The sequence below is a fragment of the Pseudomonas sp. B14-6 genome (genome assembly GCF_013260315.1).
GTDB classification, from domain to species: Bacteria; Pseudomonadota; Gammaproteobacteria; order Pseudomonadales; family Pseudomonadaceae; genus Aquipseudomonas; species Aquipseudomonas mandelii.
In genome coordinates, this window is sequence record NZ_CP053929.1 from 5,384,369 (window position 1) to 5,398,186 (window position 13,818).

General features: G+C 49.8%; 17 protein-coding genes and 2 pseudogenes. 12 read left to right on the forward strand and 7 right to left on the reverse strand.

All coding sequences use genetic code 11. The features are described from left to right. Nucleotides 1-121: 121 nt before the first annotated feature. Nucleotides 122-439, forward strand: a complete 318-nt coding sequence (locus tag HP062_RS24530; RefSeq protein WP_172792175.1) for a hypothetical protein — start codon at nucleotides 122-124, stop codon at nucleotides 437-439. 414 nt (nucleotides 440-853) lie between these two features. Then, entirely contained in the window at nucleotides 854-1,234 is a 381-nt protein-coding gene (locus HP062_RS24535; protein ID WP_172792176.1) for a histone-like nucleoid-structuring protein, MvaT/MvaU family, read from the forward strand. 493 nt (nucleotides 1,235-1,727) lie between these two features. On the opposite strand, the gene HP062_RS24540 is transcribed toward HP062_RS24535, so the two are convergent. Continuing rightward, nucleotides 1,728-1,985 (reverse strand): DUF6555 family protein, encoded by a 258-nt coding sequence (locus HP062_RS24540; protein WP_172792177.1) that lies wholly within the window; start codon nucleotides 1,983-1,985, stop codon nucleotides 1,728-1,730. Between the two features lie 207 nt (nucleotides 1,986-2,192). Between HP062_RS24540 and HP062_RS24545 the strand changes: the two genes are divergently transcribed. Together HP062_RS24545 and HP062_RS24550 are read left to right on the forward strand one after the other, a co-directional pair. After that, nucleotides 2,193-2,444, forward strand: a complete 252-nt coding sequence (locus tag HP062_RS24545; protein ID WP_172792178.1) for a hypothetical protein — start codon at nucleotides 2,193-2,195, stop codon at nucleotides 2,442-2,444. A gap of 105 nt (nucleotides 2,445-2,549) precedes the next feature. Further along, nucleotides 2,550-2,890 (forward strand): annotated as a pseudogene (locus tag HP062_RS24550) (CinA family protein); the annotation flags it as partial. A 182-nt stretch (nucleotides 2,891-3,072) separates the two neighbouring features. Here the strand turns inward: HP062_RS24550 and HP062_RS24555 are convergent. Continuing rightward, nucleotides 3,073-3,378, reverse strand: a complete 306-nt coding sequence (locus HP062_RS24555) for a helix-turn-helix domain-containing protein (protein WP_172792179.1) — start codon at nucleotides 3,376-3,378, stop codon at nucleotides 3,073-3,075. Nucleotides 3,379-3,405: 27 nt separating this feature from the next. On the opposite strand from HP062_RS24555, the gene HP062_RS24560 reads away from it, so the two are divergent. The 6 genes and pseudogenes from HP062_RS24560 to HP062_RS24585 all read left to right on the forward strand — a co-directional run bounded on the left by HP062_RS24560 (nucleotide 3,406) and on the right by HP062_RS24585 (nucleotide 7,990). Next, the gene (locus HP062_RS24560) at nucleotides 3,406-4,455 is read left to right on the forward strand and encodes a hypothetical protein (protein WP_256665956.1); all 1,050 of its coding nucleotides are present in this window, start codon (nucleotides 3,406-3,408) and stop codon (nucleotides 4,453-4,455) included. A 40-nt stretch (nucleotides 4,456-4,495) separates the two neighbouring features. Beyond that, entirely contained in the window at nucleotides 4,496-4,942 is a 447-nt protein-coding gene (locus HP062_RS24565) for a hypothetical protein (protein WP_256665957.1), read from the forward strand. A gap of 107 nt (nucleotides 4,943-5,049) precedes the next feature. Next, nucleotides 5,050-5,357, forward strand: a pseudogene (locus HP062_RS24570) (late control protein); the annotation flags it as partial. A gap of 1,128 nt (nucleotides 5,358-6,485) precedes the next feature. After that, the gene (locus HP062_RS24575; RefSeq protein ID WP_172792181.1) at nucleotides 6,486-6,899 is read left to right on the forward strand and encodes a hypothetical protein; all 414 of its coding nucleotides are present in this window, start codon (nucleotides 6,486-6,488) and stop codon (nucleotides 6,897-6,899) included. Further along, complete coding sequence (locus HP062_RS24580) at nucleotides 6,892-7,488, forward strand: MbcA/ParS/Xre antitoxin family protein (protein ID WP_172792182.1); 597 nt, start codon at nucleotides 6,892-6,894, stop codon at nucleotides 7,486-7,488. Before HP062_RS24575 ends, HP062_RS24580 begins: the two co-directional genes overlap by 8 nt. A gap of 4 nt (nucleotides 7,489-7,492) precedes the next feature. Then, nucleotides 7,493-7,990 carry a hypothetical protein gene (locus HP062_RS24585; RefSeq protein WP_172792183.1) on the forward strand — a complete coding sequence of 166 codons (498 nt, stop codon included), beginning with the start codon at nucleotides 7,493-7,495 and terminating at the stop codon, nucleotides 7,988-7,990. A gap of 108 nt (nucleotides 7,991-8,098) precedes the next feature. On the opposite strand, the gene HP062_RS24590 is transcribed toward HP062_RS24585, so the two are convergent. Next, the gene (locus HP062_RS24590; RefSeq protein WP_172792184.1) at nucleotides 8,099-8,293 is read right to left on the reverse strand and encodes a hypothetical protein; all 195 of its coding nucleotides are present in this window, start codon (nucleotides 8,291-8,293) and stop codon (nucleotides 8,099-8,101) included. Nucleotides 8,294-8,552: 259 nt separating this feature from the next. Here HP062_RS24590 and HP062_RS24595 point away from each other — a divergent pair, with 259 nt between their 5' ends. Then, nucleotides 8,553-8,807, forward strand: a complete 255-nt coding sequence (locus HP062_RS24595; protein ID WP_172792185.1) for a DUF1652 domain-containing protein — start codon at nucleotides 8,553-8,555, stop codon at nucleotides 8,805-8,807. 63 nt (nucleotides 8,808-8,870) lie between these two features. On the opposite strand, the gene HP062_RS24600 is transcribed toward HP062_RS24595, so the two are convergent. From HP062_RS24600 to HP062_RS24610, 3 genes are all read right to left on the reverse strand, one after another. Continuing rightward, nucleotides 8,871-9,476: a hypothetical protein gene (locus tag HP062_RS24600; protein WP_172792186.1), complete on the reverse strand. Its 606-nt coding sequence runs from the start codon at nucleotides 9,474-9,476 to the stop codon at nucleotides 8,871-8,873. Nucleotides 9,477-9,618: 142 nt separating this feature from the next. Beyond that, nucleotides 9,619-10,497, reverse strand: coding sequence for a hypothetical protein (locus HP062_RS24605; RefSeq protein ID WP_172792187.1), 879 nt, complete (start codon nucleotides 10,495-10,497; stop codon nucleotides 9,619-9,621). A 17-nt stretch (nucleotides 10,498-10,514) separates the two neighbouring features. Then, nucleotides 10,515-11,153 (reverse strand): hypothetical protein, encoded by a 639-nt coding sequence (locus HP062_RS24610; RefSeq protein WP_172792188.1) that lies wholly within the window; start codon nucleotides 11,151-11,153, stop codon nucleotides 10,515-10,517. A 308-nt stretch (nucleotides 11,154-11,461) separates the two neighbouring features. Here HP062_RS24610 and HP062_RS24615 point away from each other — a divergent pair, with 308 nt between their 5' ends. Beyond that, nucleotides 11,462-12,367 (forward strand): DUF808 domain-containing protein, encoded by a 906-nt coding sequence (locus HP062_RS24615; RefSeq protein ID WP_172792189.1) that lies wholly within the window; start codon nucleotides 11,462-11,464, stop codon nucleotides 12,365-12,367. 35 nt (nucleotides 12,368-12,402) lie between these two features. On the opposite strand, the gene HP062_RS24620 is transcribed toward HP062_RS24615, so the two are convergent. Then, nucleotides 12,403-13,572 (reverse strand): tyrosine-type recombinase/integrase, encoded by a 1,170-nt coding sequence (locus HP062_RS24620; protein WP_172792190.1) that lies wholly within the window; start codon nucleotides 13,570-13,572, stop codon nucleotides 12,403-12,405. Nucleotides 13,573-13,818 lie beyond the last annotated feature (246 nt).

Sequence of the window (13,818 nt, forward strand, 5' to 3'; positions counted from 1 at the left end):
GATTAAGTTAGAATTCGCCCAATGAATCCGATCCATCTGTTGCTCCTGAAGCGCTGCGGTCGATACTGAGTTCTTAGCCATTCAATACTGATCAACCAACAAGAGCACACGAGACACCTGCATGAACGAGAATCTGAGCGAAGAAGAAATGCGCCAAGCGCTTTTCGGCACGACGAACAATGATGCCGTACCGGAAGCTCCTGATTTGCGAGTTACTTCAGATCAACAGCATGTCTCGAAAGCCCGGCCGGCTCCGACTTCTCGCTCTCCGAAATTGAAGGTGACGCTTCGTGTAACGGCGGAATTTGAGGGCAAAGCTGAGATGTTTGTTTACGAGGCAAGCACGCTGAGTAGCCTCATTGCTGAGCAGGAAGCGAAAGCGGAAGCGAAGAAGCGCAAGTTTAAGTACTTCGAACTGGTTTCGATTGAATCTGTTTAACTACTTTGCTCGCATCGCCTTCAATTCTCGTTTCAACCAGCAGCTGCGACAGGGCCCGTCAAAACATTATTGATGCATTTTTGAGTACCAAGCAAAGCAGTGAAAAAGCTGTAGATCGTCAAGGGCAATGGCCGAAACCAGTCAAGCGGTTCGCTCGCATAGAATGGTCGGATGGGAATTTTCCAATCTCGCCACAGTCATTTACATAACATCAACTGAAAACGACTTGCTGGTTTCCATTTTGCCTTTGTTTGTTCAGAGCGCAGTCTCCGGTATCGGGCGGTGCTCAGGATAGATGCAGTAATGAGCCGCGCAAGATCTGCTAGATTACCTTTACCACTTGGCTGGACCAGCTTTCACGTCGCGCGAAAGCAAACTTGACTAGCAGTGACCATTCGACCTGAGGAGCATTACATGTCCAAACTTGCAGAATATCGTCAGTTAGAAAAACATTTGGCCGAGCAGTTAGAGGCCCTTGAAGCATTGAAGGGTGACGCCGGACTGAAAAAAGAAATTGAATTTGAAACGAAGCTTCGCGATTTACTTGCGAAATATGGCTTCAGTCTCAAGGACGTCGTTAACCTTTTGGACCCAAAAAGCGCACGTCGGGGTGCTGGCGCTGGCACTGCCGCTGATGCTCCGAAAGCTGGGACTCGGAGAGCGCGCGAGGTGAAAATCTATGAACATCCAAAAACGGGTGAGCGCGTTGAAACAAAAGGTGGTAACCACAAGATTTTGAAGCAGTGGAAATCTGAGCATGGGTCTGCGACCGTCGAGTCGTGGCTCAAGAAGTAAAGAACGCGACTATGACCGAAGGCCCTGTAGGGCCTTTTTTCTGGTCCGAAATCGGCCTGGAATGACTGCGGTGGCTCCCAGTAGCCTCGATTTTTATGCCTGAACGTTCAGGAGAATTGATAGTCAGGCAATCAGGGATGGGTGGCGCCGCAAGCAGAATTTATAGGGAATTATAGAGCGATTATATAGAGGTGCTGGAGACGGCATCTTCACGATACTGGACGGTTAGCTACCAACGCATCATGCGACTGTTCAGGATAAAGTGGAGTTTATAAGTTGCCCGTGAATGCGCAGCGGATCCTGCTGCGCTTCCGTACGTTTAGCATCGGCCAGAGCCTTAGCTTCAGTAAAACGCTCCCAGGAAATGGCACTCGTCGAATCGTCCTCAAGTAGGCTGTAGGCGTACGCCTCCAGCCGGTCTGCTTCGAAAAAGAGGCCGCGTTACGAGCCAGTTCATCATCGCCCTGCGATACCACCGGCGGCGTCTCCTGATTCATGTTGTAACGGCCTCCGTCCAATCCACTTTGGTGGTCTCGCGCCATCTCACATCCGTCACGCCGAACCTTTCAGCCATGGGCTTGCTGAACACCCTGAGTGGTGCCTTCCCAGGTTTGGGAATAGGTGCCAGGTCCGCGTCGCAACATGCCCAATGCCAAGCATCCGCGTTCCGCATTTTTGGCGAGCGAATAACAAACGATTTCGGCTTACCATGAAGCCGGTATTCAATGACGTACAGATCAGTGCGACTCATGAGGCCCTCCTTTTGCTCATATGCAAAGGAGCAATCCGCTGATGAAAAATTCCAAAAAAAATTACCTGTTTTGGTTTTCCTGTAATGCCGTCCTTTCCGCATAAAAAGCGATTCTCCAAGGCTTCGGTCTGTCCTCTGGTCGGCTTCCCTGAACTGTCTCGAAATTAGCAGGTTCAACTGGCAAACCATGTCGAAGAGATCATCGCCATGAACACCTGTAAAAGCCTTTTCTCTCCCGACCAGGAAGCCAAGCTTCGCGCCTATGATCGCTGGCACCGAGCGCTGGACGACTGCTCGATGCGGACGGACTGTCCGGATGCCTACCATGACAAACTCTTGCGTCAGGCTGATGAAATGGACCGACTGGGTATCGTGACTTGGCAGGAGTGGCGTGACCTGCGAATTGAGGCCGATAAAGCCTACATGGAGGCTGTGGCAGGTGCGGACTACCGCACATGAATCCGAATCAGTCCAAGCCACCATGGTCATTTCTTCGCTTGCGGAGATGTGGGTATGTCCAATGCTGACCTCACTGCATCTTACCTTCGCGATCACGCATCATGATTGACGACTGCTAAGTCGTGCACGGTGGGCAAGATCGTCGCGCTGCTGTCTGAAGTCGCAGGCAGTGGCGAACTGATCTAAAGGGGTTATATGGTTTATTGGCCTGAGGCCAAACAGCGCTTATTAAATGTCAGTCCCAATACCATTGAGACATTCAACCTGACCCGCTGCGAGGGTTGCCGAGAAATGGCGTTGGGTGCGTTATGCGACAGTCCCGCGAATGTTGCTTTGGCATCAACCGGTAACCTAGGCCCGGACGATATCGACGGCATCCCGCGGGCATCATCTGTTTCGCATGGGCCTTCCAAACCGAACCTGGACAGAGCGTATTGTCCGGTCAGCCCCCTTAACGTGGGCTTCTCGACAATTGCTGTCTCAGCTTTAGCCTAATTAGCGCCAGCGGTACTTGCATCGAAGACGTTACAGCCGCGCAGCCATCCTTCGATGGCCTCTCAACCAGCACGCAGGTATGCAGTCTTGAGCGCCCCTGCTGGATCTTTTCGGAAAGTGATTGAGGCAGGGATTATTCAAGTTTATTGAGATAAGCCATCAACCGCTCCTTCCCAGACTCGCTAAGCCGATAGTAACGCTCAAGCAGCTCCGCTTCATCATGACGGTAGGCGTAGAAGTAAGCTGCGGGCAGATTCAGTTCAACTGCGACTCGTTCTATCAACTCAGGGGCTGGAACGCGTTTGCCAAGCTCGTAGCGATTCATACGCGTACTCGCCGAAGCAGGCTCAAGGCCAATGCGTATGCCCAGCTCTTCCTGCGAGAGGTTGGCACGCAACCGCGCATATTTAAGCCTAATGGATAGCGTGCTACTCGTCATGACGTCGTCTAGTAAATCAGTAGCGCCATGGTGCAATTTGCTGCTTTTCTAAATACTACCGATTTGGTAGCTTTGGCCGGCGATGGCAAATCAGTGGCTCAGAAGCGCTCAATTGGCCGTCATTCTGGAAATTTTATAGGGATACAATCCATGGTCCTTGGCCAATATTCGCTGCTAGGGCGCAGGCTGCTTGCGCTCGCAATACCTGCCGGCTGCATGTTGTTAGCAGGATGTGGGGGAGAAAGTGAGCCGCCTAGAGCTGAAAACTCTAAGGCTTCTGCAAACCCTGCGGCGGTTGACGCGAAGGCGTCTGACCAAGCGGTCTTGCAACAACTCGCTCAAGAAAACGCTCCACGCGTGGTCGTATTCCAAGATCCGGGGGTAGGAGAGCCAAATGCCTATCTTGACGCAAAGCAACCAATGACGACATTCAATCTGTACAACGCGAAACGCGATTGGGACGAGTCGCCCGAGGATATTGCCGACTCCATCGCTGATGCGTTCAATCTCCGGAAAGCAAATCCCGAGCTTTATCGGTTGGCGTCACAACGACTTTCTGAGCAGGACTCGTTTAAGAAGAAAGATCTGACAACAGCGATAGGCCTATTGGTTGGAGAGGAGGCCGAAAAATCAAAGCAGTACAATTTGGTAAAATTAAGCTCTGATGATTGGACGCCAATTTCACTGAGCAACTATGATCAGCAAGCGAAAGGTTTTCGGATAGATAACTGTTTGTTTTCGGATAAGTTGGAGTATTCCGACGAAGAGAAGCGCAACTCTACTTCTATGGCGCGGGCTCCCAAGCTTCGCTGCTACATAAATCCTGGCCCAAATTCTTACTACCTTGGCTTTCAAGGTGGTTCAGAGTTACTGCTAGATGTTCCAGATGAAGCACTTGCTCATACCTTAGAAGCTACAAGAGAAAGCTTGAAAATCGACATCTACGGCTACGTGAAGTCCGTGGAGCGAGAGCGTTTCGCCGGACAGTTCGGTCCTCAGCGGTTTGTATTGATCGGCCCACAGCGCATTGATTTAAAAGATGCCAATGGGAAGATCGTTTACTCGAAGAATATTTAATATCCGTAAAATAATGTCTTTCACAAAGGTGGCGTGTTATATGGCACTTGTAATACTAGACGGCGTCATTCAAGAAATCGGCTTCGGCTCTTATATTGATGGGCAAAGGATTATCTCGTTTGTAAAAATAAACGGAGTTCGCGTAAAAGATGTCATTTGTGATGACTACATGCGTTCATTTTTGGTGGTAGGGCGAACGGTTAAGCTCGCGTTCGTCCGTCGACTCCAGGGTGTGCATGTTTTGTACTCAGCTCAGCTTGAAGACGGTGAAGTCGTTTCCAAAGGTAAGGGACTAGCTGTCGCGTGGGTAATAATGCTTGGATTCGCTTTTTCCCTTTTGATGAGTCCAATATTCATAGCTATCTTGCGCGCAACTCACTCGATCATGGTTTCATTAATAATATTGGTGGGAGCTGGAATGGGGATTGCGTATTTCATAATGAAAGATCACTTCAAAGCCCGCAAAGCATTCAATATCACACGTTAACGAGCTTGTGGGATTGACCTCGATCGTTGCCGGCGACGCGTTGCGTCACGCGTAACGGCCTTATGTTTTTCCGCCCGCCTTGTGCGGGTATTTTTTGGATGAAATCCATAATTCCGACTTTTCGAATCGTTGCCGACGATGCGGATGTTAGGACCAAGATCAATGATCGGTTGTTGTTGCTGCGCACCTCGGACAAGCCGGGATGGACTCCGACGAATTTGAGTTTCGTATCGATGACCGAGACGGCCGGGTGGTGTTACCTCGGCGCGGCAGCTCTATCGAAATCTACATGGGTTATCCCGAAACGTCCTTGGTGCGCATGGGTCGTTACGCGGTGGACACGGCCGATGTGTCCGGCCCATCGGATACGATCGTGATCAAGGGCAAGGCCAGCGATATGCGCGGCAGCGGGAAACATTCGTTTGATTCGGGATGCCCTCACCCAGTCGTTAGCCATTTAGCACTGTAGGGTGGTCGCGTATGAAATTGATGACCCGGAAAGCGCCTCAAACCATTTAGGCACCCATTTACATCCATTTAATGACATCTATGAATTAGACGGCCCGTTGGCAGGTCGACCATCAAGAGCTGGCATAGGGTCTATCTGGACACCCCCCGCGACGCTAGCCCATGCCGAGTACGCAGAGCTTTGTCGTGCGAACGCTTCATCCCAACGACTTCCAGAGAGTTCTCCAGCAACAACCAGCATCATCAGTTGGTTCGTTGCGGCATCAAGTTCGACAAGAAGTACGTGTGCTTGGAATCTAAAATCGTATTCGGAAATCATCGTGGTGCTCAATTTTTTTGAAGATGGGGTATAAGCCGTTTGCTGATTTGATCTCACTATCTAAAGTGTGGCACAGAAACCTATACGTGCAACTCGGATTTGTACAGGTTTTGTACAGTAAGATGCATGAATTACACCTGTACTCCACCCCTTTGAAGACCAAAAGACGGTCACGCGGCGTGCGATGAAACTCACCCGCTATTAACGGCGAACTGTGGCAGGTTTCCCGCTCAGGTTGGAGCGATAGGAATAGAGAGCCCGCTATGCCAAGTCATACGCAGAGGCGTGGCATTCGGGTAGAGGCGGCCCGTTCAATCAGCTCTGGGGCCGGCACAGGCTTACCAAGCTTCTATCGATTCACGCGCGTGCTTGCGGAGGTAGGCATCAAGGCCGAATGCATATGACCAGCTCTACCTGAGATACGTGGGTACGGTGTCGCGCGTCCTTGAGCCGGATTGCTATCGCGCTACTGGTCATAGTGTTTTCTCCTAAATCAGTAGCGCCCTGGGTCGATTGTTGCTTTTCTAAAGGCTACCATTTTGGTAGTTTTAACCTAAATTTCAAACCAGCGGCTCACAAGCGCTCAAGTAGCCGTCTTTCTGAAAACCTCATAGGGAGGCGGATCACGGTCTTGGGCCAAAAAGTTGCTAATGCGCCGGTTGCTCGCCGTCACGATACCCGCTCGATTTGCATTCATAGCGGGGTGTGGCGGTGAAGGTGAGTCGCCTAACGCAATGAGTTATCTGGAGAATCAGTATGTTCGAAACTCACGAGCAAGCACGTGTGCAAAATCCTTTCTTCGTGCTTGAGGAAGGCGCACGCCGCTGGAAGTACATCTCGCAAACGTCGAATGACGAGTGGTTTTTTGTCACCTATGAAACAGCGGGGGCGGAGGGTTCTTCGCAGCAACAGTTCATGATTTCGAAGGTGCAATTCCTCTTGGATTTGGCCTCAAGAGATACGCCCGGGCAGTTCATTCATGAGGTTCAGCTCGTATCGCCCCCTTGGCTAAACCAAAAGGATAAATGGCTGATGGAGCCAATTCGGGAGATTCAGGAAGTGGACGAGCGGGTCTGTTACGAATTGATGGATGGACAGGTTTATCCATCGGCATTGCTCGGGCAGAACCGAGACCCGTTGTGGTCAAAGCGGTCAAAGGGTAATGAATAATTCCATCGAAATGCACCTCGTCACCCACTACCGATCTCTGCTCTTCACGCAGGACTACTGCGGACAGTCTACATTCGGTTTTGAATGCAATGACGGGTGGGCGAATCTCATCGAAGCGACTCTTCGGCTAACCCAGCAACATGCTGAGCTGAAGGCGCTCGACGTAAAGGTCACCCAGGCGAAAGAGAAGTTTGGTCAGCTCAGGATCTACCATCGCGGAGGGGACGAGAGCATCGGTGCCGCTTTCGAGATCGCGGAGTCGGTATCAGGTAGTGTTTGTGAGATGTGCGGGATGCCAGGTGGGGCGATATGTATTGATGGTTGGCTCCAAGCGCGATGTGGCCACCATTCGGGGCCGCATCAGATAGCTCGGGATGAAAACCTTAAGAGCGACGAAAACTACATCGCCAGCTACGTCGAGGCCGTGAACTTGATTTTGTCATTTTTCGGAGAAGGCGCAGTGCTTTGGGTACAGCAAGAACGCACCGCTTTTGCTGGTCGGCGACCTTGCGGAATGCTGGCGACGGAAGAGGGGTGTCAGACGATTTTCACTTTTCTGAATCGGTTGGAACATGGGGTTGGCGTGTGACTTTATGGAACTGATTACTGCTCCAACTGTGGTGATGGCGGATCATCCAAATCTACAGGATCATTTGCGCCGCGAACTGGAATGGGATTTCAGCCAAGGTCCTGTAGATTTGCGGTATGTGCGAAGTCTCGTATCCTCGCCGAGGTTGAGGTCGTTGTTCGTCCGTGTTTTCAGCCATTGCGCATTAGCCGAAGCTGGCGACACGTTTTTGGATTCGCGCACGCTGTTGGCGGACTACCCTCAAAAAACCATGGCTATATCGCTCACGAATTATCTGCTTTTGGAGGGCACGGTAGAGGTTGTCGATAAATACAGTCCCAGTGACGCGTCGGTGATGAAACTTCAAGTCTGGCCATTCGAGCCAGGAGATCTGAATGAGTTTGCTATGGCGGTCGCGGTGGCGTTGAGTTACACGCCTGCGGAGCTGATGGCTGAATCCAGAATCTCGGCCGCTTTAGACGATTTGGTTAGTGAATGGGGCTACTACACCGATGAATTCTGAACCACCTTTCACAGCTAAGGATTCTTGCCTTCGGCACGGCGGCACGCGTGTTGGCCAGGTCGCGCGACTAGAATGATGATGTATCAGTCGGCTGGCATATCGGCTGCTTCAAATCTCCAGCCCCACCGATGCCATTTTTTCCCAAGCTTCGTCTCGACTGTTCTCGGGTGTTTCCGCTATCAGGATCTCAAGGGAAAGCTTCTTACGCTTCCTAGGAGAGCAAGAACGAACCTCTACCAGCGGTTCCATAGCTTGTTCTACTCTCGGCTCTTCTGGGTTGATCGCTGGTTTTTTTCGTGTCATCTGAGCCTCCAGGCTTTGCTCGTACGAGTTTAGTCTCCGCTGGTTAGGAAGGGCATCAGGGTGATGGATGGCAGGGTTTGAGTGGCCCCGCTTCTCGATTCCTCCATTAGAGCTTCGGATGCAGCCTTCCTAAATCTGCTTCACGCTTAGCGGCCATCGAAAGCAGTCCAATGTGATGTGGTTCCAAGCAACCCATTGAGATCACCTGCTAAGGTTCATAGGTAAGATTTCCATTCAGCTGACCCTAGGGACGCAAGTCATGATTTCCACACTTGAGCTTCGCCACATTATTGAATGTGGCTTCCAACCCCTCTCTTGCACATGCTCGGTCAATCCGGATGGCTCATTGATGATCAAGGTATTTGATCCGACGTCGGGCCGCGTTGATCTGTTAGTCACAGGGGTGGTGACCAGTCAATTAACCTCCAGCCGAGCGATTGCAAATTTAATTGCTGAACTTCGTTCTGAAATGGAGGCACGCAATGCGGCGAGCGCAGAGGTGTACGCGAAATAGCCGCCATCCCAGCCACCGTGTTCGGTCGGAGCAGCATTTGCCGGCGACGTAATTGGGGTGGCCTCACGGTACCAAAACTGGTGCATCCAGATACTCGGGCGGGACGAGAGTGCCCAAACAGACATGTCTCATTTTCAGGTTTAGACGTCCCCACACGTCGCTTTCCCAAGGTGACCGTCTTAGAAGATCACAGTAATCGCGAAGAGAAGCTTCGAGCGCAGATAGAAATCGTGTGGCATCAATCACCAAGTTTTCCGCGTCAAACAGTTGAGAAGTATCTCTTCGAATTCGCCACCCCCCGGTGGTTTCACCCTGATGCATGATTCCGCAACGGACGTGCTTGTAGAAGAGTCTGCCGTGTTCTCGCAGCGATGAAAAATGATCAACACGGTCGAAGAAGTGGCTGAAAGCAACTCCGCTGAGACCAGACTTTGCGGAGCCAGTCCAGAAAGCCTCTAACGTTTCGATCATGAGGCACGCACATGCCATCATCGCAAAGCCGTGCTTATGCTCCTTAGACTCAAAGGGCTTGAGATAACGCTCCTGAAATCGTTGGTACACAAAATCAGCAATGCTTTCCTTGTCCTTTGCCCGTTTGAAAGCTCGGTAATCGGCGACGGTGACTGTGCTCGAAAGCGAAACATCTTGGGGGGCGCGCTTAACCATCATGAGTAGATCCGAGGAGAATTTGTGGTTTTAGGATTTACGTCGGCCAGGAGCCCTGAAGCAGAAGACTTACAGGGCGATGTTTTGAAGGCCTGAGTCGTGTGGTCGACGCGGGGCTTTGCTTCTCATTACCCACTGGTTTAAATCAGATTTGACTCAGCACACGGGCTCGGGCTTTCGTCCATAGGGTAGGAATAGGAACAAATAATAGTGATACTGCTTTCAAAAATAGTGGCAACTTCTTCCCGAACGGAGTGATCGGCTCGCTCGCAATGTGCATCGTGAATAGATAGCGATACACTCGACGTCTACTCAGAGGTAATAGTCCAGCCTGCTCCAAAATAGAAGGTCCAATTTGACCTACCATCCCAGTAACCATAATCCATAGAAGTATTAGTTCGGCGAGCAAAACGGTCGAAATTAGAATGTTGGCCACTATCGTTTTCCAGTCTTGCAGTGCCTCGAAAAATGAATCGATGTTGCTTCCGAGTGTCACGACAGTGGCAAAAATTGCGGCAATAGCAGTCAACAACCCTATGAATCTCGCGGGGTCGGGAAGTCTTACGAATGCAGCGAAGCGCGGCCCCATCGTGTCGTCGCTAGCCAAGTTCCGGATTTCCTCGCGCTCCTCCCACAGGAGTCTAATCTCCCGTGCTTTGTCTAAGAGCTTTTCTGGCGTGCATTCATAACGAGCGCACAGCCACTGTTGCTTTAAGTGCAAGCGTTCGGTAAGCGAGGTGGTAGGGCTTGCTCCGAGGCGCGTTGCGCGCACCTGTGATGATACTTCCCCCATGTGAATCGCGCATATCATCGTGATTATCAATATCGGGAGTAGAGTAGGGATGAAATCAGTAAGCATTACATTAGGAACAGTTACCAAGGCCCATAGAAGAGCTATCAAGACCGTTCCCGTCCAAATCAAACAAACCTTTGCATCTCGCCTCTGCCAAGCAGCTCTGAGCGGAACACGCTCAAATAGCTGAAAGTGTTCATCAATATCTATCTCAAGCTGCTTGATATTCATTACCATTGATCTCTGGATTAATCTTGCCTTGGGAAATAGAAATCCAAGCTAAGATCCGGATCATTTGCGCATACCTCTAAAGCGAAGTCTTTAAGAGTTTTCATGGATTTTTTCACGTAATGATCGCGGGGGTGAGGATCTATGAAGGTTTCGATGTTAGATGATGTGATTTCTTGAGTTTTTGGATGTACTAAATTATTTCTTAGCTGGAATGTTTCAAGTACGCCTTTCGCCAATAGGTCGCTTGGAGGTTCTCCAAACACTGTGAGGAATATTTTTTCAAGTTTCTTAGCAATAGGTAATCTTTCAATTTCTGCTTTGTAATATGGTTCACCCAACCTCCTCACGCCATAAAAATTGAGGAAGCCTTCCATTGCTAGACATGCGTAGAGGTGAGTCGACGTAGCTGCACGATATGAAGCTTGGTGCAAATCAGAGGTTAGGTGAAAGACGAGGCTCTCACAGGTATTTCCCTTTTTTTGGTGCCGTTTTTCGGATTTGGTGAGTCTCTTAGTGAGGGTGGCGTAGTCGCTATAGTAGTGCCATGCATTCTGATGGTGTGACATATACGCGCTGTTCCATGCGCCGCTCTCGGCCATGCTGTAAATTTCCGTTTTTTCCATTTCATCTTCATCAAAAATATTCAAGGTAAACATGATTTATTAGTTTTTAATATATTTCAATCTGTAGCGAATATTTTTTTGCAGATGTGAGCGACTAATCTCTAGTCATCTTGAAGTGTTGGTAGATCGAAGCCCGGTAAAAATTGAAGCGGAGTTTTTTTGCAGTCAGTGACGATATCACCATGGTGCAGTGAATAATCGCGTGATCGGACTTGCTGCGATGGTATGCGTCTGGGCGAATTGACTAGCCCCCTGCATTCGCTAGCAAATCGTCTATCAACTGCCGATCAGAACGTCCGGCCGCCACTGATGTCTAGGGAGTGGGCCCAAGGAGTTAACTGATGGCGAGCAGTTTTTTTGCATTATTTGACGACATAGCAACGCTGCTGGACGACATCTCCGTGATGAGCAAGGTGGCGGCAAAGAAGACGGCGAGCGTCCTCACCGATGACCTGGCAGTAAATGCGGAGAAGGTCGTTGAACTCAAAGCTGATCGCGAACTGCCGGTAGTGTGGGCCGTTCTCAAGGGATCGCTTGTTAACAAGGCTATCCTGGTCCCTCTGGCGCTTGGGTTGAACTACATCTCCCCAGTGATCGTGCACGGGCTTCTGGTCGTCGGTGGCATATACCTCTGCTATGAGGGCATCGAGTCTTTGATTGAGAAGCTCACTCCCAAAGACAAAGGGGATGGCGCGCGCAAGGTGAAGGTGCTCAGCGAAGAAGAGGCGAAGAGGTATGAAGCCAAGAAGATCAAAGGCGCAATCACTACGGATTTCGTGTTGAGCGCTGAAATCGTAGTCATCACGTTGAATGTTGTATCTGAAGCGCCTTTCCTTCAGCAAGTCGCTACTCTGAGCCTGATCGCCCTGTTGGTCACGTTTGGTGTTTACGGCCTGGTCGCCGGCATTGTCCGGATCGATGACCTGGGGTTGCGCATGAAGAAAGTCACCACCCATGGCGTCTTCGCGCAAGCGGTACGAAGCGTAGGGGGAGGGCTTATTGCTGTCGCACCCAAGCTGATGAAATTGCTGTCCTGGATAGGGACAATAGCGATGTTCTTTGTTGGGGGATCCTTTATCAGTGAAGCAGCTCTGTCCTTGCCAGATTGGTTTTTGAACGCCGATATGAAGTCGTACCTGCACGGCTACATCGCCCAAGCCGTTTTGGGCTTAGCTGTGGGTGCTGCGGTGTCTTGCACAGTAAACGATATCAAATACGCGAGATCGTCCACCAATCAAGACGCATAGCGCTCACATGGGCAGACTCGAAGGTGAAAGGACGGTCAATCAAAGATATTCATCTTCGCGCGGATGGCGGCCATGTCCTTCTCAATGTCAGTAAGCTCTTTACTGCGTAGCGCTTGATTCCCGTAAGCCTTCCTTTGATCATATTTCAATCTTTGAAGTTTATCTTCCGCGTCACCTATTTGCTCCATATTAGCTAGGGCTCTGTCCACAGATTTCCAGAAATCTATGGCTTCAAACGCATCATCGAAGTAGTGCCAGATTGAATCGCCTAATTTGTGTCCGGTTTTTTTTCGAATCCTGTTTTCTATGCTTTTAACTACCGGTACTGTGAGCATATCCATGGTTGGGCGGTTGCTCCCGAATAACTCCTTGAGATGTTCTAGTATTTCAAGGGTTATGAAACGGTGGCGAAACATCGAGAAGCAAACCCTTACATCTGTTAATCCTGCTCGTTTTGCCACCCGGCCAAAGTCTTTCGCCATTGAGTCTGCGCTGAGTGGAAGGCCGGTTTCTGTCAGGAAAAAGGACGTTGATGAGGTCGTTTTGTTCGTAGCTTCGCCGTATCTAGTAATAAAATCTTCGCGTGCATCGAGATAATATTTGACGGTCAAGGCGCCATCATTTGTAGTCTTGAATGGCCGTAATACTACTGAATCAGTGCGCAACTTTTTAGTAGGTATATATAGAATTAATGAGTTTACCACATTCAGGTTGTCATCCAGTGGCATCTCGGCAAGTTCGGATGGCCTAAGCCCGAGTCGTTTAAAGGCCCACATGATCATGACGCGCCTTTGATACAAGTATGCTTGTTGTATTAAGGTTTTTTTGTCCGAGTTATTGTATCGATGTTTATAAATACTTGGATATAACTCTGGGTCGCTTTCTAAGAAGGTCTGATCCTCGATGGCTTGAATAGATTTTCGGGGCATTGCATCTTTTTTGTGGAGGGGAGAGCTGACCTCTAAAAATGAGTCGTGATACAAATATGACTTTCCATATTTGTTCTTTTTTTCGACTACGCAAATATTCGGCGAGTCAGCTTTAAATCCTACTAGATTCCTATGATTGGTCGGGTTGCCATGAAGTTGAATCCATGACAGAAAGACGATAATGTTGCTGAGGATGGAGTTTACATAATCGTTTTGTTTCTTCGGGCTGCCGTTTTCTAATTTTTCAGCTGCGAGCGTGTATGAGAGTTCATTCATATGCTCGTCGTTGAAGTCGACGAGAGAGATCCCTTTATCATAGCAGTAACGTACATAAGGGGTCATGCCGACACAATATTGTTTTAATGTTTTGCCCGTAGTTCGTGTTGCCGAGTCAGTAAGCCAATAGTTTACTAAGGTGCACGGCTTTCCATTTGGCCAGGCTAATAAGGCAAACCATGGTTTCGTTTGAGATCCGCTTCTTCCGTTTCGTGGCAGAAGACAATTCCGATATTCCGAATAGAG